This window comes from Enterobacter sp. BWH64 (genome assembly GCF_001037645.1).
GTDB classification, from domain to species: domain Bacteria; phylum Pseudomonadota; class Gammaproteobacteria; order Enterobacterales; family Enterobacteriaceae; genus Enterobacter; species Enterobacter hormaechei_C.
The window spans coordinates 2747199-2772216 of sequence record NZ_KQ089922.1 but is presented as its reverse complement, the minus strand read 5'-3'; the positions used below and the strand labels follow the sequence as shown (position 1 = coordinate 2772216).

Annotated in this window: 10 protein-coding genes; 6 read left to right on the top strand and 4 right to left on the bottom strand. The window is 57.7% G+C overall.

Going from position 1 to position 25018, the window contains the following annotated elements; all coding sequences use genetic code 11:
• The first annotated feature begins 283 nt into the window (after nt 1-283).
• The 5 genes from SK50_RS13255 (at nt 284) to SK50_RS13235 (ending at nt 2471) form a co-directional block, all read left to right on the top strand.
• Nucleotides 284-907 (top strand): hypothetical protein, encoded by a 624-nt coding sequence (locus tag SK50_RS13255; RefSeq protein WP_048229538.1) that lies wholly within the window; start codon nt 284-286, stop codon nt 905-907.
• Between the two features lie 143 nt (nt 908-1050).
• Entirely contained in the window at nt 1051-1323 is a 273-nt protein-coding gene (locus tag SK50_RS13250) for an ElaB/YgaM/YqjD family protein (RefSeq protein ID WP_003857263.1), read from the top strand.
• A 187-nt stretch (nt 1324-1510) separates the two neighbouring features.
• Nucleotides 1511-1750, top strand: a complete 240-nt coding sequence (gene ycgZ / locus SK50_RS13245; RefSeq protein WP_003857265.1) for a regulatory protein YcgZ — start codon at nt 1511-1513, stop codon at nt 1748-1750.
• 119 nt (nt 1751-1869) lie between these two features.
• Complete coding sequence (locus tag SK50_RS13240; RefSeq protein WP_048229537.1) at nt 1870-2169, top strand: hypothetical protein; 300 nt, start codon at nt 1870-1872, stop codon at nt 2167-2169.
• Between the two features lie 23 nt (nt 2170-2192).
• Nucleotides 2193-2471 carry a biofilm development regulator YmgB/AriR family protein gene (locus tag SK50_RS13235; RefSeq protein WP_017384011.1) on the top strand — a complete coding sequence of 93 codons (279 nt, stop codon included), beginning with the start codon at nt 2193-2195 and terminating at the stop codon, nt 2469-2471.
• Nucleotides 2472-2555: 84 nt separating this feature from the next.
• On the opposite strand, the gene SK50_RS13230 is transcribed toward SK50_RS13235, so the two are convergent.
• On the bottom strand, nt 2556-4013 hold the full coding sequence (locus tag SK50_RS13230) for an EAL domain-containing protein (RefSeq protein WP_048229536.1): 1458 nt from the start codon (nt 4011-4013) through the stop codon (nt 2556-2558).
• A gap of 285 nt (nt 4014-4298) precedes the next feature.
• On the opposite strand from SK50_RS13230, the gene SK50_RS13225 reads away from it, so the two are divergent.
• On the top strand, nt 4299-5183 hold the full coding sequence (locus SK50_RS13225) for a hypothetical protein (protein ID WP_023303707.1): 885 nt from the start codon (nt 4299-4301) through the stop codon (nt 5181-5183).
• 33 nt (nt 5184-5216) lie between these two features.
• Here SK50_RS13225 and SK50_RS13220 read toward each other — a convergent pair whose 3' ends face one another.
• The 3 genes from SK50_RS13220 to SK50_RS13210 form a co-directional block, all read right to left on the bottom strand.
• Entirely contained in the window at nt 5217-6392 is a 1176-nt protein-coding gene (locus SK50_RS13220; protein WP_032619700.1) for an HlyD family type I secretion periplasmic adaptor subunit, read from the bottom strand.
• Nucleotides 6389-8554 (bottom strand): type I secretion system permease/ATPase, encoded by a 2166-nt coding sequence (locus tag SK50_RS13215; protein WP_048229535.1) that lies wholly within the window; start codon nt 8552-8554, stop codon nt 6389-6391. The genes SK50_RS13220 and SK50_RS13215 overlap by 4 nt, the downstream gene beginning before the upstream one ends.
• 176 nt (nt 8555-8730) lie before the next feature.
• On the bottom strand, nt 8731-24939 hold the full coding sequence (locus SK50_RS13210) for an Ig-like domain-containing protein (protein ID WP_048229533.1): 16209 nt from the start codon (nt 24937-24939) through the stop codon (nt 8731-8733).
• Nucleotides 24940-25018 lie beyond the last annotated feature (79 nt).

The window sequence follows — 25018 nt, the reverse complement described above, 5'->3', positions numbered from 1 at the left end:
TACGTTCTTAAGAAAATATCGACAAGATAGTTCCGCAGCTGTGTTTTCCACCTCTCGCTGGTCCCTCAATACCCTGACATCCCGTTGCCTGAAGGCACCCTCCGTAATGACAGCGCCCGCCTAAACAGCACAGACGAGGCTGACGATATTTACGCTTTCGTCTCGTCGCGACCAACCCTAATTAGCTCAAAATGTTAAAAATCCGCACTTATATGGCACAATGTGAACAGAAATAACATTCTCGTCACCTAACATATTCGCTACAAACAAAATGGTGGTGTTAATGATTGTACTAAAGAGCTTTTTATTCTTCGTTGGCGCGGCGGCCGCTTGCGCACTTATCGTACTGTGTCTTTGGGTTGATATGCGGTTTGTCGGCCATGATATTCCGGAATTATCACTGACCAAAATTATGCAGGAAACGGTATTAGCGACTATTGTCTTTCTCCATTTTCGTCTGGCGAAAATGGACGAATCCATGCGTTACTGTAATATTCTGGTGGGCGGATTTTTCCTGACAATGCTAATTCGTGAACTGGACGCGCTTTTTGATCTCATTTCTCATGGGAGTTGGGTGTGGTTCGCGCTGATTACGGCTCTGCTGGCGTTAATTCGCCCCGTTATGCATTTTCGCGCTACCCTGGAACAGCTGGCAAAATATACCCAATCCCCCTGGTACGGCATTCTGTTGAGCGGCCTGCTGGCTGTACTGGTCTTCTCCCGCCTCTTTGGAATGCAGGTGCTGTGGCACGACATCCTTGAGCATGGCTATATGCGTGTCGTGAAAAACGCCGTGGAGGAAGGTTCGGAATCATTCGGCTATATGCTGTGCCTGGCCGCATCCCTTGGCTATTACGTTACCTTTCGCACTCACGCACGGCAGAAACAGTCTCTTCGCGCTGCGTAGAGAACGACATTTTTTGGACTTTATGGTGGTCATGTAAGAAAGACATGTCCTAAAAAGGGGCAATCTGCCGTCGATTTCAGCGAATTCTCGCTCACTCCTGCAATCAGCGTCTATCCTTAGACTACCAACAAAAGGAGGCTGGAATGTCTGATTTCGACACTGATAAAAATGCACAGTACGCTGGCGATAAAGCCAAAAACAAACTTGATGAATTATCCGGCTCTGCGCAGCAGCAGTTTGGTGAATTCGTTGATTCCCCTAAACACCAGGTGAAAGGTGCAGCGAAAAAATATGCTGCCCAGGCCAGTGATGCCGTCTCGGATGTCACTGAAGCCGTCAGAAACAATCCCTTAACGGGCTTAATCGCTGCGGGTGCGGTAGGTATCGTTCTGGGACTTCTGCTGGGACGTAAATAATTTCAGGCCCTTCGGGGCCTTTCCTTTTCCCCTCTTTCCTGCTCTTTCCCCCCCTATAGTTGATAGTTTTCCTGACAAAAACACGATCCACGTGAAAAGTTGTACAATTTTAATGTACAGATTTGATCGAATAGTATAAATTCAATGCCACTGATGTTACAAAATTGTTTGTTAACGGTGGAAAATTATGCGTCGCAACCATGCTCCCTCTACAGCAGAAAGCGCTATCACCTTGTATTTTAACAAGGATAACGTCCCAACACAGCAGGAAACCCTTGGTGCTATCGTCAGTGAGATCATAAAAGAAAATGTACAACTGAGCAGAATGACAATCTGTACAAAGCTGTTGCGCAGAATCGAAGAGTCAACGTCTGACGTTGAGAAAGCGCACTATAACGGTCTGATAGCCCTCTTCTTCGAGCGTTAACCTGAACACTGTTTTTTTAACTTACTAAGTTAGTCATGCTGAGTGAGAATAGAGCTCCTGAATGCGATGACTAACCCCATGCTACAGCCTCCTGCGTGTAGCAGAGTGAGATTGAAGCTATGCATAGAACTAAATTTGAACGACTTAAGGATGACCTTATCGGTGAGGCCGTATTATCCATACTGAAAGAGAACGGACCTATTACCTTTGCGTCTCTTGCTGGTCGCCTGCGGGCGATGGCTAACGTTGAATCAAATGATGAACGTAAAAATGCATTGATTGCCGCTGAAGATGAAGTGCGCCAGCGTGTAACCGGCGTATCGCACGACCGGGGAAGAGTGATGGGCGATTATGAAATTGGGCGCATGCGCTCTCTCTTTACTCACAACACGCTTCTGACCCTAGACAAGAAACACTAATTTTAACCGAAACGGTGACCACCATGAGTAAAGCGATTATGCAGCAGACGTATAATTTTGAAGCCCTGCACGATAAAGAACTGGCGGAACATTTTCTTAATGCTGGAAAGCATCTCAGTGGTGAGGTTGAAGTGTTGGGCTCGGCAATACGCTGTATTATGCTGACCGGTGACAATCTCTCAAATAAAGAGATTATCCTGCAACTGATTCACGCCCTCGAAATTACCGAGGAGCCCGAAGCCTGCGATGTCATTCGAAACACGCTTGAAATTGTTGTCGGTTTTACGCGCGATGATATCTGATAACAGATTATTGCCCTGGTGAGTGACTGTTTTTGCTGGTGGTCGAAGAGTTAAGTCTGTCGTACCACCAGTATAGTGAAGCCATTAACTAAATAGCCGTACCATTCGATCCAGCTCATCTTCTTTAACCGCCCGGGAAAGATAATATCCCTGGAAGCGCTTAACCCCTAATGCGACAAGTTTTTCAAATTTTTCTTCGCTATCGACGCCTTCCGCAACGCATTCCCTTCCCGTCATGTCGCTGTATATCTGTATCGCTTTAATAATGCTATTGTCATTGTCGTTAGCAACAAAGTGCTCAACTATATCGCGGTCAAGCTTCAGTCCATCAAAATTAATCTGTCGGATGGGTAACATAGCGTAATGTCTGGAAAAGCAATCATCCAGAAACAGCCGGCATCCCTCGGCGCGTAAACGCTGGAGAATGACAGGAATATTTGGATCCTTTGTTACATCAATGGTTTCAGCTAATTCGAAGACAAGTTTCCCGGCCCACTGCGGTTTCAGTAACATTTCAACGGCTTTTTTCGCCATTCCCGGCAGCGCGTTCCCGGCAGCCAGTTGAGGAGGAATCTTAACCGAAAAATAATATTTTCCATTGTATCTGTTGATACCTGATACGGCCGCGTGAATGACTAACGCCGTCAGCTTGAGCCAAATTTCGCCATTTTTTATCCCATCCAGAAATTGGCCTGGTTTCAGGACCTGACCGTTTTTATGCCAGCGCAGCAGAATTTCAAAGCCCACTCCTTTTTTATCGCCATCGGTAATAATTTGATAAGCCGCAAAGATTTCCCGCTTATGTAACGCCTGCAATATATTTATTTCTGCTTCCGAAAACCCCTGCGTTTTGTTCTTTACTGCACAGACCTCATCCCTTAAGACACGTGCATCGCTAAACCACACTCTGATAAGATATAATTTACCCAACCCCACTTTACGATGAGTATAAATGGTTTTATCTGACAAACCTAACCTCGCTGACTGCTCTTTTATCGAAATACCCCGATAAAAATTCAGCAATACGGTTAACTCACGTTTTGTTAAACCATGCAGGCTTTCCTTACCTTCCTTCTCAGGTCCTTCACGCAATAAACGTGACGAATCGGCATGCACATCAGAAATACTCTCTACACAATTCATTACCTCTGAAATATTCGCCACCCTGATCCTCGACAACGATTTGGTATTATTAACGAGACTTTTCAGCGTGGCATAAAGCCATCTCTCTGGTATTGCACCATACAGGGTCACGCTACAAATAACCGGCAGTGCATTCAGAACCGAGACCAACCGTTTCAGGCTTTCAAGAAAGGCAGCGACGTCGCGACCAGGAAAAACAGAAACTTCAGGCTGTTGATTTTGCATCATTTTTTGCACATCACCTGAGCAAACTTCATCCTCTTCAAAATGGAGCCGCGTGGCGTTTACGCCACGAGACTTCAGAAGCAGGCTATACCCCTCGAAGGTGAAACCGCAGGCTGAAATAACGAATCGTTGCTTGTAGCAAGTACCTTGCATAAAAGGTAAGTTTTGAGACATAACCTGCTCCTGAGAATGTAAATATCATTCCCAAATGTGATTAAAGCCAATATTCTTTGTCGCATTGAATAATTTTACCGCACCCCATTTGGTTAATAAACCGTTATCAATGTTATGCACGGGAACATCTTTGCGTTAATCAACCCACTCATCCATATGCAGCATAAATATTACTTTCTTTTCATATAACGACAGTAAATATGCACTTCACAAGGTATAATGAAAATTCCGAAAAAGAAGACCAGACACTTCATCTTATCGGCCCAGACAAAAAGAGAAAATGCTATGGATAATCACATTTCATCCAGGGCTTTGCTACATCGAAGGGATGTTATTAAAAACAACCCGCGATTTGGTGAAGCTATAACAGAGCACTACAGAATTAATGATGCCATTTATAAAAAACAACCCTTGTTCTACAAAACGATGCTTCAGGAATCACGCTTCAACATAATACTGTCAATGTGTTGTTTTGTATTTGGTAATCAGGCTGAGTCAGTTTCAGAGATAAAGGCACTGTGTACCCGCTATAATATCGCCAGTCCTAACAGTGTTATCGCGATCATCACCATACTTAAGACCACCGGGCGAATTAAGACCTGGCGCTGTACCGAAGATCGCCGAAAAACAAAAATCGCGCCAACGGAAAAAGGACTGGATGAGCTGAAACGCTATATGTCCGGGGCGTTTACGCCTGTTAGCATTCTTTTTCCGACATTCAATATAAATGCTAACCTTCTGGACAATGATATTCTGAGGCACAACTTTTTCCGGCGCGCCGCAGAGTACCTTTTCCGCGGATTAACATTCAGGAAAGTGCTTCCGGAGGTGGGTTTATTTATTGATAAGGATGGTGGCCGAATGATTATGCTCTATCTCTATTTGCAGGCCATCAAAAACAAAACAGCACATGGTGCCATAATAGCGTATTCAGCCAGCACGCTGGCAAAAGAATTTTTCGTTTCGCGTATTCATGTTAAACGGATTATCAAATCGGCGCAGGAGGCAGGTTATCTTAAAGATCGCGGCGATGGCCGGATGTCAATTTACCCGGCCTTTATCGAGCTGGTCGAAAATTATGCCGGATTATATTTTGCGTATGTCACACATTACATCAACGTGGTACCAAAAGAACGACGCCATGCTGTCAACATGACGCCTACACTCTGATCTGACGGGCGTTCGGTTTGCTGAACGCCTTTTTTATCGCTCGCGCAGCGCCTCTTTTGCCTTATTCAATGGTTTCAGCAGATAATCAATGACGGATTTACTGCCGGTTTTGATATCAACCGTGGCTATCATGCCCGGGAACACCGGGAATTCCTTGCCCTGCCTGTTGGTCAGATGGTTACTGTCAGTACGAATATAAACGCGATAATAATAAACATCCCGTTTCACCTCGTCCTGAAGGGTATCCGGGGAAATCATCGTCACCTCCCCTTCCAGCCCGCCGTAGATCGAGTAGTCATAGGCGGTGATTTTCACCAGCGCTTTTTGCCCGGGATGGATAAACGCGACATCGCGCGGCGAGATTTTCGCTTCTATCACCATCTGGTCATCAAGCGGTACCAGGCTCATCAGTTTGCCGTTCGGCGGGATCACCCCGCCCACCGTCGTCACGTCAATGTCCTTCACGATGCCACGCACCGGTGCATTAAACGTTAAGCGGGTGAGTGAATCTTCGCGCCCTTTCATGACCGAACGCTGCGCTTCCATTTCTGCGTTCGCTTTCGCCAGTTCTTCGCGGGCGCGAACGTAGTACTGGTTTTTCATCTCGGTGATTTTGCTCTCCAGCTCATTTTTTTGACGTTCAAGGCGTAAGACTTCGACCTTACTGGCTGCCCCCTGCGTCACCAGCGGGCGCGTTAATGCCAGTTCACGCTGCACGAGATCCGCTCCCTGGCGTAAACCCGCCAGCCCTTTTTCCAGGCTTTCGCGACGTGACTGATAAAGCGCCGTTTCCTGTTTGACCAACTCAACGTCGTCATCCAGCTCTGCCGGGAATGTCAGCGCGGTGTCGTTCACCTCAGCATTCAGACGCGCGGCCGTCGCCATCGCAGCGTTTAATCGAGACTCGCTCTCCAGCACGCTGGACTCGGTTTTCGTCCGGTCCAGTTGGGCAAGCTGTTGACCACGCTCGACGATATCGCCTTCGCGCACCATCAGACTGTGGATAATCCCCCCTTCCAGGGACTGGATCACCTGCTCGTGGGAGGACGGGATCACCTTGCCGCTGCCCGTCGTGACCTCATCCAGCTGGAACAGGCTGGCCCAGGTAATAAAGACCACCAGCAGGGCAAACAGCGACCATGCCACCAGCGACGAACGCGGCAGGCGGGGCTCCTTCAGCCGGCTGTTAAAGCGGGAGAAATCATTCATGCCACGCCCTCCGTTTTCAGTTTAACCGTGCGCTGCGGCGCCTGCTGCGGGGCCATTCCGTGCTGGCGTAAAATGGCATCACGAGGGCCATCCATCACCACTTTGCCGTTTTCCAGGACGATGATGCGGTCAACCAGGTCCAGAATCGGCAGACGATGCGTCGCCACCACCAGCGTCCGGCGCTTACCGAGCCACTGGTGCAGATGCTGGATAAACTGCTTCTCGCTGACCTCATCCAGCCAGGCGGTGGGTTCATCCAGCAGCAGAATATTCGGCGAGGTGATCAGCGCGCGCGCCAGCAGCAGCGCCTGACGTTGCCCGCCGGAAAGCCCCGTTCCGCCCTCATTGATGATGGTGTTCAGCCCCATTTTCTGCTTGCGCACAAACTCCAGCGCGCCGCTGTTGACCAGCGCCTGATGGATTTCCTCGTCTGTCGCCAGCGGATTACCCATCAGGATGTTGTCGCGTACGGAGCCGAAGAACATCCGCGCCTGCTGGCTGAGCAACTGCATGTCGCGGCGCACGTCGGCCGGGTCAAGATGATTGAGAGCAATATCGTCCAGCAAAATGCTGCCCTGCTGTGGCTCCTGCATTCCCGCCAGCAGATGCAGCAAGGTGCTTTTCCCCGAACCATTCCGCCCGAGCACCGCCACGCGCTCCCCTGCGCGAATGCGCAGTTTGCTGATATTCAGCACGGTAAGCTTCTCTTCTTCATCGTAATAAAACCCGACGTCGTCCAGCCGATAATCACCGCGCAGATGGGCTTTATGCACTTTTTTGCCGTGCTGGGGATCGTCAATCGGGCGCTGCATCAGGTCATCCAGTCCCTTGCGGGCCACCTTTGCCGACTGCCAGCGGGAGAGCACGCCGGAAATCTGCGACAGGGGCGCGATGGTGCGGGACGCCAGAATCGAGGTCCCCACCAGCGCACCGGTGGTCATGTCGCCGCTGATAACCAGATAACACCCCACCAGCAGCACCACGGCGTAGACGATAGACTGCACCTCCTGGGTCCAGGTCAGCAGCAGCCCCGTCAGCCAGCGCTGCTTCATGCCGACGCTCGCGGCAACGTCATTGGTGTTATTCCACTGGTTCTGGAACCTCTGCTCGGCGCGCATTAGCTTGATGTCCTCAAGCCCCTGCACCGCTTCCACCAGCGTGGCGTTACGAATCGCCGATTCACGCATCCCTTCGCTGGAGAGTTTTCCCAGCGGGCGCTGCACCAGCAGGCCGGGAATGAGCAGCAGCGGTACGGCCAGCAGCACCACCAGCACCAGCGGGCCGCCAATCATCCACAGAATGAAGACGAACAGCAGGAAGAACGGCAGATCGGAGATAGCGGCAATGGTGGTGGAAGTGATCAGCTCCCGCACCGACTCCAGCTCGCGGATCTGGGCGATAAACGACCCGGTCGATTTCGACCGTGCGCCGTTTTTAATCCTCAGGGCGTGGGCAAACACGCGCTCGGAAATACGCAGGTCGGCGCGTTTCCCTACCACGTCCGAAATATGCACCCGCAGCATGCGCATGATGAATTCAAACACGATGGCGATCATCACACCGCCAAACAGCACCCACAGCGTGGCCTCCGACTGGGACGGCACCACCCTGTCATATACCTGCATGGAAAAGACCATGCCGGAGAGCGCCAGCACGTTGGCGACCAGCGCCACCAGCATTATGTCGCTGTAACGACGCCAGTCTTTCAGCGCCAGCTGCCAGAACCAGTTTTTCTCATAGGGTTTGATGTAATCATCCACGCGCGCATCCGGCGTGGACTCCAGGGGACGCAGCACCATCAGCCCCTTTAACCGCGAACCGAGTTCGTCGCGCGTCAGCGTCGTCTCCAGGCCCCCGTCGCCGCTAAACTGCACGCTGACGTTCCCTTCGTTGTCCATACGGTTGATGACCGCAATTTGCCCGCCGGTGAACTCCGCCAGCAGCGGTAAACGCCACGGATCGAGCGCTACGGCTCCCGCCGCCACCCAACGCATCCCCAGCCCAAGCTGGCGCGCCATCTCCTCCAGCACCAGCTGGCGTGGAGACTGGCTTTCATGGTTAATCGTGACCCGAACATGCTCCGCCGAAAAATCCAGCCGATAATATTTCGCGATGATGAGCATGCCCTGCAACCAGGGTTCGTACTGCGGATGTGTCTTCATAATGCTACGTCCTGTTCAGGGCGATGATTTCGCACTGAAATGATACCTTTCCGGGATGATTAGAAATCGAACACTGTCTAAACGAGCCCGCAAAATAATCTTGTGAAATATAGGGTTATGGCTATTCGTGTAAAGAAACGCAAAAGGCCGCGAGGAGCGCTCCCCGCGGCGTTGTTTTACGCAATTAACAGTTGATGATTGGCCAACAGCGTCGCCAGATCCGTCTGCACGCCGTTCAGCGTCACCAGCGTGGTGGGCGTGAACTGACCGCCCGTCCCGTCCAGGTCAACCTGGATCTCGGTGTTGCTGCCGTTTTGCACAACGCGGATGTAGTCGGCGATGTTGCCCGCGCTGCTGTCCAGCGTCGCCACGCCGTTCACGTAGCTCGCCGAGCCGGTGCCGGTATAGCCGCTGTCGGAAAGCAGGTCGCGCAGATCGATACGGTCCGTATCCGCCGTCCCTTCCCAGGTGCCGACGGTAAAGCCGTTCACCACATCGCTACCGTTGCCGCCCGTCGCGTCAGACGCGTTGATCAGCTTATAGAGCAACGTATCGTGACCGCCGCTGCCGATGTTGAAGGTGTCGTTCCCGCCCCGGCCTTCGAACTGGTTATCACCGCTGTTGCCGGTGATCACGTCGTCATAGTCGGAGCCGTTAATCCCTTCAATATTCAACAACCGCGTGGTACCGAATCCGGTGTCCTGCGCCGTTGAGAGGCGCAAATCAACGGTTATCCCAGAGGTGGCATTACGATAATCCACCACGTCCATGCCGCCGGTATTGCTCCAGGTGTCGTAGTCGGAATGGGTATTCCAGCCGCCGGAGCCGTTATAGGTATAGGTCCCATCCTCTGCGATAAAGGTGTCGTTATACCCGGTACCGGTGATGGTTCCGCTGTGGCCGCCGGTGGCCGCTTCGGCGGTGAGAACATAACCCTCTTTGCCGTTGCCCGCGTCCAGGCCGGTCCAGGTGACGTTATCCGAGACGCCGTTGGTGATCTTCACGATCTCCGCCGAGTAGGTTTCGTTCGGATCCAGCCCGTAGAAACTCACCAGCGCAGAGGTATCGTTCGAGCCAATGCCGGACTGAGCGTTGATGATCTGCGAGGCCACCAGCACGCCCGCAGCGTTATACAGATTGACCGTATTGCCGTAGTACGCGTTGATGCCTTCGCTATCGACAATGTGCAGATGCATCGCGGTACCGTCAGCGATCTCCGCATTGTTCTGCACCAGCACCACCTTACCGTTCTGCTGAGACACCAGCAGATCCTGCGCACCGTCCCAGTTGTAGTCCACCGCGGCGACACCGGTGACGTTGGCCAGCCCAGAAGCCAGCTGGCTTGAAGTCCAGGTTGAGCCGTAGCCGTTGTTGGTGAACAGGGTCGCCGTCTGTGAGCTGCCGTAGGTGCTGAGCTTGATGATGTCCATCTGCCCGTCACCGTTCCAGTCTACCGCCACCGACAGATAGCCCGCCGTGGCGTTAGAGGCTTCCACCGCGCTTTTGGTCGTGGAAAGCTGCCCGGTACCGTCGTTGTAGTAAATCACCCCGCCGTTGTTGTTGTAGCTGCTGCCGAGGTACAGATCCATGTAGCCATCGCCGTTAAAGTCCGCCCACGTCATGGAGGCCGCCGTGGTGGTATTCGAGGCGTTGGCCACAAACACGTTGGTCAGGTTCTGGCCAATGGAAAGCGTACCGTTCCCGTTGTTGTTAATCACGGTGAGCGAGTACGCCCCGCTGCGGTTGGTGTGCTGCACGATGTCCACGGTACCGTCGTTGTTCAGGTCGACGCCGGAGATTTCACGCCCGGAATCGAACTGGCCGTAGAATCCACCTTCCCCGCCGGTGCCGTCCGGCGACAGAACGCCGTTGGTATTCACCAGGTAGGTCAGGGAGTCCATACCGGCATCGCCGTACGCCAGATCAAGATAGCCATCGCCGGTTTTGTCGTAGGCAATTACGCCGCCGTACCAGATGGTGGTTCCCATCGCCAGCTGGCTGGCGGTGTAGCTGCTGCCATCGTTGGTCCACATCACCTGCGTAGAGCCCGCGTAGGTGTTCTCCGTCGCAAAGATATCCTGCGTGCCGTTACGGTCAAAGTCAGCTGCCGTCTGGCTCACCACATAGTAGCTACGGGTGTTAGTTAACGTATTCCCGGCATAGGTTGAATCATCGCTGCTGGAATAAGACTGTCCATTAGCGATGATATTCCACAGCCCGCTGCTGTTCATGCCGAGAGTCATGGTTGAGTTGTTGCTGTTCCCCGCAGTGGTCGCCCAGTCGGTATTCACCGAGGTGGTATCGATCACCAGGCTACCGGTTGCCGTACCGGTGGTGTTACCGTTGCCCGCGCTACTCTTCACCTGCGCGGTTACGTCGTAACTCGCCACACTCAGGGCATCGCTGTCCGGGATCTGTAGATACCAGGTATTGTGATCCGGGTCGACGACCACCGCACCGCCGGTCTGGGAGGTGTAGGTTTTCCCGTTCACCGTCACCACCAGATATTCACCGTTCACCAGGTCTGCGGAGACCGTACCGCTGACAATCGGCGTGGTATCCGAGGTGGTCTGGGCAGTAATCGCCGCCGTGGTGGTCGGGATGCTGGTATCGACGTTCAGCACAAAGCCATCCGATTCCGTGTAGTTACCGGCTTTGTCGGTGACGCGCAGAATGTAGGTGTGATTCCCGTCGAGCAGGCCGTTGTCCTGATAGGACCAGCTTGCGCTGCCGTTCATCGTGACCTGACCCAGCAAGATCCCGTCCCGGTAAAGCTGCACGATTTCGCCATCTTCCGGAGCGCGGTTAAGCGTACCGTTGATCAGCGGCGAGGTATCGTCCGTCGCGACTGATGCGCCGTACGTGCCTGTACGTTCACCTTCCCCGTCGGTATAGCTGACCACCGTTCCCACCGTGTCAGGCGGCGTGGTATCAACCGTTACCACCTGCGAAGAGGTTGAGCCGACGTTGCCCGCCTGGTCGATGATCCGCACCTGGTAGGTGTAATCCCCGTCTGCCAGATCGCGGGTATCCGTATAGCTCCAGCGCTGGTTAGTGACGGTAGTGTCAATCCAGGTATTACCGCCGTCGAGGCTGATCTGTACGCGCTCGTCGCTGGCCAGCGCGCTGCCCAACGAGCCGTTGATCGTCAGCGAGGTGTCCATGGTGATGAAATCACTTCCGGACTGCCCGGTATCTTCGCTGATGCTGTCAATGGTGATGCCGTACTGCGGCGCCTGGGTATCCACCGTCACGTCCTGCGTGGTGGTGGCCCCGACGTTGCCCGCCTGATCGACAACCCGCACCTGATAGCGGTAGTCGCCGTCGGCCAGGGTGCGGGTGTCGTTATAACTCCACCGGGTGCCGCTTACCGTGGCGTAAACCCAGGTGGTGCCGCCATCCATGCTCACCTGTACATACTCACCGGCCCCGAGTTCGGCCCCGAGCGTCCCGTTGAGCGTGTACGAGGTCGAACTGGTCAGGAAGTCGTTATTGTCGAAGCCGGTATCGACGGTGATGTTATCCACGGTCACCGTAATCGCCGCATCCGGCGCGACCGTATCGACCGTCACCTGCTGATGAGCGCTGGCACCCACGTTGCCCGCCGCATCCACTACGCGAACGTAGTAGTCATAGGTCTGGTTACCCAGCGTGCGGCCGTCCACGTAGTACCAGCTGTTGCCAGTGACGATCACGTTCTGCCAGGTGACCCCGCCGTCGATGCTGATCTGGGCATATTCGCCGTCGGCCAGCGTTGCGCCGAGCGAGCCGTGCAGCGTCAGGGAGGTATCATTGGTGATAAAGTCGCTGCTGCTCAGGCCGGTATCGTCGCTGATGCTGTCGATAGCGATCGTTTTGCTGGCGTCCGGCGCGACGGTATCAATGGTCACCACCTGGCTGGTAGTGGCGCTGATATTCCCCGCGTCGTCAATCACCCGCAGCTGATAGTTGTAGTCTCCGTCGGCCAGCGTGCGGCCGTCAACGTAGGTCCAGCTCAGGCCGCTGACGCTCACGTCAGTCCAGGTTGCGCCACCGTCGAGGCTGATCTGAGCGTGGTCGCCGCTGCCCAGGGCCGCGCCGAGCGTCCCTTTCAGGCTGATCTGGTTGTCGCTGGTAATAAAGTCGCTGTCGGACAGGCCGGTATCCTGCGAGACGGAATCCACGGTAATGGTCGCCGCCGCAGGCTTCGTCAGATCGATTACCACGTCCTGGCTGTCCGTTGCCCCAACGTTGCCTGCATTGTCGATCACACGCACCTGGTACTGGTACGTACCGTCGGTCAGGGTGCGACCATCGGTGCAGCGCCAGGTGGTGCCGGTGACGGTCAGGTCAATCCAGGTGGTACCGCCGTCAAGGCTGATCTGCGCCTTCTCGTTATTGCCGAGCTGCGCGGTCAGGGAACCATTCACCACCACCTGGCTGTCGTTGGTGATGAAGTCATTCGCGCTGAGGCCGGTATCGTTTTGCAGGGAATCAATGCTGATCCCCATCGACGGTGCGGTGAGATCCACGGTAACGGTATGGTTATCGCTGGCGCTGTTGCCGATGGCGTTGCTCACCTGCGCGTTAATCACGTACGAACCGCCGTCCGCCAGCGCGGTCACGTCTGCGCTGCCGACCGTATAGCTCCAGGTGCCGTCATTTTGAACGGTAGCCGTGTAGGTTTTACCGTTAAGCGTAATGGTCACCGTCTGGCCCGTTGGCGCATCGGTGGTGCCGCTGATAACCAGCGGCGTGCCGTGCTCGGCGGCGTTGACGATATCATCCTGCGCAAAGGTGTTAATGGCGATGGTCGGCACGTCGCCGTTCAGCGTCACGTCGTGCGTTGCGCTGCCCGGGTTACCTGCCTTATCGCTCACCGTAGCCGTAATGGTGTAATCCCCGTCGCTCAGTCCGAGGAAGTCGCGCCCCGGCACGAAGACGGACCAGGAGCCATTCGCCGCCACGGTCACCTGATAGCTGTGGCCGTTGAAGGAGACGGTCACCGTCTGGCCCTGCTCCGCGGTGGTGGTCCCGCTGATGGTCTGTCCCGCCAGCTGCTCGGCGTTGTTGACGATATCGTCATCGGCCACGGTGCTGATGGTCACGGCTGGCGCGACGGTATCGACCGTTAAGGTATGCGTCGTCTGGCCGTTATTACCCGCCTTGTCGTTCACCGACGCGGTGACCGTCAGCGCGCCTTCGCTCAGGTTGGCAAGATCGGCGGCCGGGACGTCGAGCGTCCAGGTGCCGTCGTTTGCCACAAGCGCAGTGTAGGTTTTCCCGCCCAGCGTGACGGTCACCGTCTGGCCTGCTTCCGCGCTGGAAGAGCCGTGTACGGTGAGCGGCTGTTGGGCTTCCGCCGCATTCAGCACATCGTCGCCCGACAACGTGTTCACGCTAATCACCGGCGCGGTGGTGTCCACGCTGATGGTGTGCGTCGCCGAGGCGCTGTTCCCGGCGCTGTCCTGCGCCGAAACAGAAACCTGGTAGCTCGCGCCGTCGGCCAGGGTGCCCACGTCGGCGGCCGGTACGGTGGTTGTCCAGGAGCCATCGCTCTGGATAGTGGCCGTATAGCTCTTACCATTCAGGGTGATAGTGACCTGCGTGCCGTTAGCAAACTGCGCGCTGGAGCCGTTGATGACCAGCGACGCCCCCGCTTCTGCCGCATTGATCACGTCATCGCCGCTGAGGGTGTTGACGGTCAGCGCGACCGATGCGGTATTTACCACCACGTCATGGGTCTGGGTGCTGCTGTTGCCCGCGCTGTCGGTGATTGTCGCGCTGAGGGTCACGGTGCCGTCGGTCAGGGCAGAAATGTCGCTGGCAGGAACGCCCACGCTCCATTTGCCACTGGCGTCAACGGTGGTGGTGTACTGGTTCGAACCTATCGTGATGACCAGCTTATCGCCGACGCTGGCGCCGGTTGCGGTGCCGCTGACGACCTGCGCCTGCCCGTGCTCAACGCTGTTGATGACGTCATCGCCCGCCACGACGTTAAAGCTGACGGTCGGCGGCGTGGTATCGAGCGTAATCGCTTTGCCCGCGCTGCCCGGGTTACCCGCGGCGTCACTCACGCTCACCTGCACGGTGTAGCCGTTATCCGCCAGAGTGGACAGATCGGCGGCCGGCACGTTAATGCTCCAGACGCCGCCCTGCTGAACCTGTGCGGTATAGCTGTTTCCACCGAGGTTAACGGTTACCGTCTGACCGACTTCAGCCGTGGTGGTGCCGGAAATGGCCACGCCCGCAGCCGCTTCGCTGCCGTTGATCACGTTGTCGCCGGCTACCGTGTCAATGGTCACGGTTGGCGCCGTGGCATCGACGCTGTACTCCCGGCCCGCAGACGCGCTGTTGCCGTTCACATTGGTAACGCTCACCTGCACGCTGGCGTCGCCGTCTTTCAGACCCGCAAGATCCGAGGAAGGCACGGTGGCCGTCCAGTTGCCGTCGGCATCGACTTTGGCGGTGTAAGACTTGCCGCCAAAGGTGATGGTCACGGTCTGGTTCTCTTCCACATTGGAGGTGCTGCCGGAAAGCACCAGATCCGCACCTTTCTCCGCCGCGTTAATCACGTCGTCGGTGGCGATGGCATCAATGCTGATCGCCACGGCTGCCAGATCGACGGTGACGTCGTGGCTGATAGAGACCGGATTGCCCGCCGCGCTCTGGCCTGCAACGGTCACGGTAACCGTGCCCGCAGCCAGGGCCCCGACGTCTGCTGCCGGGATCGCCGCGCTCCAGGTACCGTCTGCCAGCACGGAGGCCGCATAGGTTTTGCCATTGACGGTCACGGTGAGCGTAGTGCCTGCCGCCAGTCCGTCGCTGGAGCCGGTGACAATCAGGTTCTGTCCATGCTCGATGCTGTTAATCACATCGTCGCCCGCGACGGTATCCACGCGCAGGCCCGGCAGGCTGGCGTCGATAGTGATATCGCGCTCGCCCGTTCCCGTATTGCCATGGTCATTAGTGACGGTTGCTGACACCGTTAAATCGCCATTGCCCAGCGCCGTCAGGACGGATTCCGGCACGTTAACGGACCAGGTCAGATCGCTCTGCACCGTCGCGGTATAGGTGTTGCCGCCGATGTTCACCGTCACGGTGTTACCGATGTCCGCGTTCGCCACCTTACCGGTAATGGTCTGGCCTGCGGCCACTTCCGCCGCGTTGATGACGTTATCCCCCGCCACGGTGTTGATGGTGACGGTTGGCAGCGCGGTATCGACAAGCAGGTTCGTCGTAGTGCTGATGCTGTTGCCCACGCCGTTGGTGGCCGTCGCGCTCAGGGTGTAGCTGGCTTCACCGAGGCCTGACAGATCCGCAGCCGGAACCGTCAGGCTCCAGGTGCCGTCTGCCGCAGTCGTCGCCGTGTAGTTTTTACCGTTCAGGGTCACGGTGACCACGGTGCCTTCCGCCAGGTTGGCGCTGGTGCCGTTGACGCTCAGATCCTGCCCTTTTTCTACCGCGTTCAGGACGTTGTCATCGCTGATGGCGTTGAAGCTGACCGACGGCAGACCGGTATCGACGGTCACATTATGCGTGCCGCTGCCGGTATTGCCCGCCGCGTCGGTGACTGACGCAGTGACGGTCACGCTGCCGTCGCTGAGGCCTGAAATCACATTCGCCGGAACGCCCACGCTCCAGTTACCCGCCGCATCCAGCACGGTGGTATAAGTCTGGCCGCCGATCGTGACGGTGACGGTGTCGCCCGCCGCCGCGCCGGTCGCGGAGCCGCTGATAATTTGCGCCTGATTGTGTTCAGCCACGTTAATCACATCGTCGCCTGCAACGGTGTGGATGGTCACTGCCGGAACGGTGACGTCCACCGTCAGGGTGTGGTCCACCGACGCCGGGTTACCCGCCTTGTCGCTGACGGCCGCGGTCACGGTGACGCTGCCGTCGGTTAATCCTGCAAGGTCAGCTGCCGGCACGTTCAGCGTCCAGCTGCCGTTCGCGCTGACGGTTGTGGTGTAATCTTTGCCGTTCAGCGATACGGTCACCGTCTGGCCTGCTTCGGCGGTGCTGGTGCCAGAGATTGCCAGGTCGGACTGCGCTTCTGAGGCGTTCAGGATATCGTCGGTGGCAATCGTGTTGATGGTCACGGACGGCGCGGTAGCATCCACGCTGTACTCGCGTCCCGCAGACGCGCTGTTGCCGTTCACGTTGGTGACGCTGACCTGCACGCTGGCGTCGCCGTCTTTCAGACCGGTCAGATCCGCAGACGGCACCGTGGCGGTCCATTTACCCTCAGCGTCCACCGTGGCGGTGTAGTTCTTGCCGCCGAAGGTGATGGTGACGATCTGGTTTTCTTCGACGTTCGAGGTGGTGCCGGAGAGCACCAGATCCGCACCCCTCTCGGCGGCGTTGATCACGTCATCGGAAGCGATGGCGTCAATGCTGATGGCGACGTTTGCCAGATCCACCGTCACATCATGGTTGATAGTCACCGGATTGCCCGCGCTGCTCTGGCCTTCAACGTTCACGGTGACCGTGCCTGCGGCAAGGGCACTCACGTCCGCAGAAGGGATCGCCGCGCTCCAGGTGCCGTCTGCCAGCACAGTAGCCGGATAGGTTTTACCGTTTACGGTGACGGTCAGCGCCGTACCCGCCGTCAGGCCGTCGCTTGAACCCGTGATAATCAGATTCTGCCCGTGTTCGATGCTGTTAATCACGTCATCGCCCGCTACGGTGTCCACGCGCAGGCCCGGCAGATTCGCGTCGATAGTGATATCGCGCTCGCCGCTGCCGCTGTTGCCCGCGCCGTTCGTGACGCTGGCGGTCACGGTCAGATCGCCATTGCCCAGCGCGGTGAGCACAGAATCCGGTACGCTGACGGACCAGGTGAGATTGTCCTGTACCGTTGCGGTGTAGCTGTGGCCGCCAACAGACACAGTCACGGTGTTGCCCGCTTCGGCATTCACCACTGTGCCGCTAATGGTCTGGCCGGTTGCCAGCTCCGCTGCGTTGATCACGTCGTCGCCCGCCACGGTGTTGATGATGACGCCAGGCAGCACGGATTCCACGTTCACGGTGTGCGAGGTGCTGGAGCTGTTGCCGACGCTGTCCGTCGCGGAGGCCGACACGGTGTAAAGCGCTTCACCCAGTTGCCCCACCTCGCTCGCCGGAACGGTTGTGGTCCATTGGCCATTGGTGTCCACCGTGGCGCTGTACGCTTTGCCGTTGAGCATCACGGTGACCACCGCGCCCGCTGCCAGCCCGGAAGCCGTACCTGTGATGGTCAGATCCTGCGTTTTCTCGCTGCTGTTGATCACATCGTCACCGGACACGGTGTCAATGGTCAGCACCGGCGCGGTGAGGTTGACTTCAACCTCGTGCGTTGTGCTGTTGCTGTTTCCGGCTTTATCGGTCAGCGCCGCGGTGATGGTGTAATCCCCGGCGGCCAGGGCACTCACGTCCGTCGCAGGCACGCCCACGCTCCACCTGCCGGAAGTGTCCAGGGTCGCGGTGTAATCTTTGTTATTGATGGTGACGGTCACCACGTCGCCCGCCGCCGCACCGGTCACGGAACCGGTGACAATCAGCGCCTGCGCATGCTCGGCGCTGTTGATCACGTCGTCGTCGGAAACGGTGTTAATGGTCAGCTGTGGCACCGTGGTATCCACCAGCACATCGCGGTCCGCCGAGGCCGGGTTACCCGCCTTATCCGCGACGGCTGCCGTGATGGTGTAATCGCCGTCGGTAATCGCGCCGATATCCGCAGACGGTACGGTGACGCTCCAGCTACCGTTCGCCTGTACGGTGGTGGTGTAGTCCACGCCGTTCAGCGTCACGGTCACGGTCTGGCCCGCTTCGGCGTTGGAGACACCGTTAATGACCAGATCCTGCTGCGCTTCGGCCGCGTTGATGATGTTGTTGTCGCTGACGATCTCGATGGACACCGTCGGCGCGGTGGCGTCCACGCTGTACTCGCGGCCCGCCGAGGCGCTGTTGCCGTTCACGTTGGTGACGCTGACCTGCACGCTGGCGTCGCCGTCTTTCAGTCCGCCCAAATCGGCAGACGGTACGGTCGCCGTCCAGTTGCCGCTGGCATCCACCGTCGCGGTGTACAACTTGCCGCCGAAGGTGATGGTAACGGTCTGGTTTTCTTCCACGTTGGTGGTCGAGCCAGACAGCACCAGATCCGCGCCTTTCTCAGCCGCGTTGATTACGTCGTCCGAGGCAATCGGATTAATGCTGATGGCGACTGCCGCCAGATCCACTTTCACGTCGTGGCTGATGGAAACCGGGTTACCCGCCGCGCTCTGGCCGTCAACGGTCACGGTGATCGTGCCTGCGCTCAGCGCGCCGACGTCCGCCGCCGGAATAGCCGCCGTCCAGGTGCCGTCCGCCAGCACGGTTGCCGCGTAGATTTTGCCGTTGACGGTGACCGTCAGCGCCGATCCGCTCGCCAGCCCGTCGCTGGAGCCGGTGATAATCAGGTTTTGACCATGTTCGATGCTGTTGATCACATCGTCGCCTGCTACGGTATCCACGCGCAGGCCCGGCAGGCTGGCATCAATCGTGATGTCGCGTTCGCCGGTGCCGGTGTTGCCGTGGCCATTGGTCACGCTCGCTGTTACGGTGAGATCGCCGTTACCGATAGCGGTTAAGACGTCAGACGCCACGTTAACCGACCAGCTCAGGTCGTCCTGAACCGTCGCGGTATAGGTGTTGCCCCCGATACCGATCGTGACAGTGTCACCGCTCGCCGCGCCGCTCACTTTCCCGCTCAGGGTTTGTCCGGAAGCCACTTCCGCCGCGTTAATCACGTCGTCGGTGGCAACCGCATTAATGGTGACCTGCGGCAGCGCGCTGTCGACCAGCACGCTATGGCTGGTATTCGCGCTATTACCCGCGGTATCGGTCACGCTGGCCGTCACGCTGTAGCTCGCTTCGCCCAGTACCGAGACGTTTGCCGCCGGAACGGTGACGCTCCAGTTACCGCTGGCATCGGTGGTGGCGGCGTAACTGATACCGTTCAGGGTTACGGTGATGCGGGTCCCGTCCGGCTGGTTGCTGGTGCCGGAGATCAACAGGTCCTGGCCTTTTTCGGTCGCGTTGATCACGTCGTCAACCGCCAGGGTATTGATGGCAATCACCGGCGTGGTCAGGGAGACGTCAAACGCGTGCGTCGCGCTGGTGCTGTTGCCCGCTTTATCGGTGAGTGTCGCGGAAATCGTCTGGTCGCCGTTAACCAGCGCGCCCACGTCCGCCGCCGGAACGCCCACGCTCCAGTTACCGGCACCGTCCAGCATCGCGGTGTAGTCTTTGCCGTTCAGGGTCAGGGTAATCACATCGCCCGCCTGCGCGCCCGTCACCTTGCCGGTGACAATCCACGCCTGGCCGTGCTCGGCAATATTAACAATGTCGTCGCCCGCCACAATGTTGAAGGTAATCTGCGGCACGGTAGTGTCGACCAGCACGGACGCCCCCGCGCTGGCCGGGTTGCCCGCTTTATCGGACACGGTCACCGTGACCGCCGCGCTGCCGTCGGCGATCCCCGCCAGATCCGCCGCCGGAACGTCCAGCGTCCAGCTGCCGTTCGCCTGCACCTGGGCGGTGTACTGATTGCCGTTGAAGGTCACGGTGACCGTCTGGCCTGCTTCGGCAGTAGACGTCCCGCTCAGGGTCAGATCCTGCGCCGCCTCTGCCGCATTCAGCATGTTGTCGCCGCTGATGGTGTTGATGGTGACCGCTGGCGCGGCGGTATCGACGCTGAATGCCTGCGAGGAAGAGGCCGCGTTGCCGTTCACGTTGGTGACGCTGACCTGTACGCTGGCGTCGCCGTCCTTCAGGCCGCTCAGATCGGCAGCCGGTACGGTGCAGGTCCAGTCGCCGTTGGCATCGACCGTCGTGGTCCAGGTTTTACCCGCAAAGATAATGGTAACGGTCTGGCCCGCTTCAACGTTCGAGGAGGAGCCGGACAGCACCAGATCCTGGCCTTTTTCTGCCGCGTTAAGCACGTTGTCGTCCGTCACGCTGTTGATGTTTATCGCCACCGGGGCGAGATCGACATCCACAACGGTACCGATATTCACCGGGTTGCCGGAGGTATCCTGCGCGCTGGCGCTGATGGTGAGCGACCCGTCCGCCCACCGGGAGACGTCGGCAGCCGGAACCGCAGCCTGCCAGGTGCCATCCGCCAGTACCGAGGCGGAATAACTCTTGCCGTTGATGGTCACGGTGACGGTGCTACCCGCCGCCAGGTCGGTGCTGGTGCCGGAGATAACCAGGTTCTGCGCGTGTTCAATAACGTTAATGACGTCGTCACCGGCGACGGTATCAATGCGCAGGCCGGGCAGCTGGGCGTCAATGGTGACATCCAGGGAAGACGATCCGGTATTGCCGTGCGCGTTTGTCACGCTGGCCGATACGGTCAGGTCGCCGTTACCGAGCGCGGTTAACTGACTCTGGGTTAACGGCAGGCTCCAGGTGAGATCGTCCTGTACGGTGGCCGTGTATGTCTGCCCGCCGAGGATAATCGTGACGGTATCGCCCGATGCCGCGTTAGAAACCTTTCCGGTCAGGGTTTGCCCTGCGGCCACTTCCGCCGCGTTGACGATATTGTCGCCCGCGAAGTTGTTGAGGGTAACAACCGGCAGCGAGCTGTCCACCAGCACATCGTGCGTGGCAGCGGCGCTGTTGCCCACATTATCGGTGACGCTCGCCGTCACGGTGTAATTGGCTTCACCCAGCGCGCTCACCGCAGAAGCGGGGACGGTAACGCTCCAGTTGCCGCTGGCGTCGGTGGTGGCGGTGTAGTTGATACCGTTCAGATTAACGGTGATGGTGGTTCCTTCCGGCTGGTTGCTGGTACCGGAAAGCAGCAGATCTTCGCCCTTCTCTGCCGCATTGATCACGTCATCCGCGGCCAGCGTGTTAATACCGATAACGGGCGTCACAGTATTGACCACCACATCCACTGAACTGCTGCCGGTGTTGCCGGATTGGTCGGTCACGGAGACGTTAATGGTCCAGGTGCCGTCCGTCAGCCCCTGAACGACGGACGCAGGCAGGCCGAGGCTCCAGTTGCCTGCCGCATCCACCACGGTGGTGTAGTCCACGTTACTGATGGTGATGGTGACCAAATCGCCCGCCGCCGCGCCGGTGACGGAGCCGCTCAGGATCTGCGCCTGAGCATGGGCCAGCTGGTTAACGGTGTTGGTGTCGGTGACGAAATCGTTGATGGTCACCTGCGGCACGGTGGCATCCACCAGCCCAACGCGGTCCGCGCTGCTGCTGTTGCCCGCCACGTCACTGACGGTGGCCGTCACGGTGACATTGCCATCGGTCAGCGCGCCTACGTCGGCGGCAGGCACGTTCAGCTGCCAGCGACCGTCCGCCTGTACCGTGGTCTGGTAAGATTTACCGTTCAGCGTCACGGTGACCGTCTGGCCCGCTTCAGCGGTTGTGCTGCCGCTGAGCACCAGATCCTGCTGCGCTTCTGCCGCATTAATGATGTTGTCGTCGGTCAGGTTATCAAGCGTAATGGCTGGCGGCTGCGTATCGACGATCACCACGCGTGAGGCGTCCGCGCTGTTGCCGTTGACGTTAGTCACGCTGACGCTCACCTGCGCACGCCCGTCGATCAGCGTTTCCATCGCGCTCGCCGGAACGGTCAGGTGCCAGGAGCCGTCCTGCTGCACCTGTGCAGTAAAGGTTTGATCCGCGAATTTCACCACCACGGTCTGCCCGGCCTCCACGCCCTGCGTCTGACCAGAAAGCGTGACATCCGCGCCTTTTTCCGCCGCGTTGAGCATATCGTCAGTGGTTACGGTATCGATGGTGACGGCCACCGCATTCAGGTCAAGCTCGATCGGGTGTTCAGCCGCCACAGTGTTGCCCCAGGCATCTTCCGCGCTGACGCTGACGGTCATGCCTCCCGCCGTCCATGCCTGAAGGTCCGCCGCCGGCACGCCAATCTGCCAGTTGCCGCTGGCGTTAACCGTGGTGACGTATTCGACATTATTGATGGTAACGGTGATCTGTGTGCCTTCGGCCAGATGAGTGCTGGAGCCGGTTACGGCCAGATCCTGCTGCTGCTCGATGGCGTTAATCACGTCATCGCCAGAGATCGTGTTCACGCGCAGGCCCGGCAGTTCGGCGTTGATGTTGATATCACGTTCGCCGGTGCCGGTATTGCCGTGCGCATTGGTGACAGAGGCGCTGAAGGTTAAATCGCCGTCGCCAAACGCCTGGAGGTCGGCCGATGGGATTGTCACGCTCCATTTCAGGTCGCTGCCAACCGTCGCGGTATAGCTCTTGCCGCCCACGGTGACAGAGACGGTATCGCCCGCCGCCGCGCCGGTGACGCGTCCACTGAGGGTTTGGTCAACCGCCGCTTCGGCGTTATTGACCAGGTTATCCCCGGCAAAGGTGTTGACGATCACCTGCGGCAGCACGGTGTCTACCAGCAGATTCGCCTCGGCGGAGCCGCTGTTACCCACGCTGTCGGTGCCGCTGACGCTGACGGTGTAAAGGGTATTCGCCAGATCCAGCACGTCGGAAACCGGCACCTGAACGGACCAGCGACCGTTCTCAACGGTGGCCTGATAGTTAACGTTGTTCAGCGTCACGGTGACAGCGCTGCCGTTCGGCAGATTACTGGTCCCGCTCAGGCTCAGGGGCTGCATGGCCTCCTGCGCATTCAGGACGTTATCCTGGCTGATGGGGTCAAGGGTAAATTCCGGCGGGTTGCCGCTCAGCGTAATGCCGTGCGTCGCGCTGCCGGTGTTGCCCGCCGCATCGGTCACGGAGACCGAAATGCTGTGGCTACCTTCCCCCAGCGCGCCAATGACGGAGGCAGGCACACCGACGCTCCAGCTGCCGTCCGCCTGGACGGCACCGGTAAAGGTCTTGCCGCCAACGGTCACGGTGACAATGTCGCCCTCCGCCGCGCCGTTCGCCTGGCCGGAAATAATCTGCGCCTGCCCCTGCTCGCTGGTGTTCAGAATGTCGTCGCCCGCGACGGTGTTGATAGTGACCACTGGCGCTGCGGTATCGACCGTGAAATCGGCGGTGGTGGATGACCCGTTACCCGCTTTGTCGCTGACGTTTACCGTCAGGGTGTGCTCGCCGTTAGCCAGCGCCTGTACTTCACTGGCCGGAAGCGTAACGGACCAGCTGCCGTCGCTGCCCACGGTCGCCGTGTGATTTTTGCCGTTCAGCGTGACCGTCACAATCTGGCCCGCTTCCGCATCGGTTTTCCCGGTCAGCGTCAGCGGCTGATTATGTTCAGCCGCGTTGATGATGTTGTCCTGGGCGATCGTGTCGACAGAGATCACTGGCGAGGCGGTATCCACGCCAATCGTCTGGCTGCCGGACACGGTGTTGCCCGCCGCGTCTTTTCCGCTGACGTTGACCGTCCAGGTACCATCGCCCAGCGCCTGTGCGTCGACCGCAGGGACCTTCACGCTCCATGCGCCGTTTGCCCCCACTTCTGCGGTATAGGTTTTACCGTAGAGCGTGACGGTAAGCGCCGTTCCCTGGGCCAGGTTTTTGCTGGTGCCGGACAGTGTAAAGCCAGCGGCCTGCTCGCTGGCGTTGATCACGTTATCGCCCGCCGTGGTGGCGAGCGTCACGCTGGTATCCGCTGTAGAAACGGTTACGGTAATACTGCCCGCAGAGGTCGTTTTACTGCCGTCGATCTGTACGACGGACCAGGTATGTTCCCCGTCGGCCTGGGTCGGGAGTGTTACCGTCCAGGTGCCGTCCTTCGCGACCATGGTGCTGGCGATAGTGCTGCCGCTGCCGTCTTTAACCTGAATGGTCGCGCCCGGCTGCCCGGTACCGCTGAAGGTGGGGGTGTTGTCATCCGTGACCGCTTTTGCACTCAGCACGCCCTGCTTGTCACCCGCGTTGTCCGTCAGCAAAAATGTCGGCGTGGCGCTTTCGACTTCTTTTGTATTATCAATAACTTTGGTTTTGGTTTCACCATCGCCGCCGTGAGCCAGCAGTGCGCCGATCGCACCGCCCCCTAACGCCGCACCGGCAATCCAGCCCCACGGCGCATCGCTTAAGACGCTTCCCTGCTCCAGGAAAGGTTCAATGCTGCTAATGGGTGCAGCCTGGGCGGTTAATTCGGTGGCGGCAACGCCTGATGCTTCCCCGGCATCGGCAAATGAAATATGCGTCAACGCCTGGTTATCGTTAAATACCAGCTCGGAATGATTATGGGTTTCCGTGTCTTCGACAAAATAATTATTGCAGCGGATCACGCTGCCATCTTTCATATAAATGAGGAGGTCATTCCCCTGGCGGACATAACGCACCACGTCCTGAGCAGAACCCTGAATTTCAATCACGCTCGGCGATGAAATAGAGACCGAGAGATTCCCTTCACCGGTTAATTTCGTCTTCTCTGCCGTTTTGCGAATGATGACATCAACAACTTTTGCGGTACTCATATTCTTCTCCTTGCAGGTGCGCGTATTCCTGTGGATATGTCCACCAGAGGGATGTAGCTATCCTTGGGAAAAATCACCC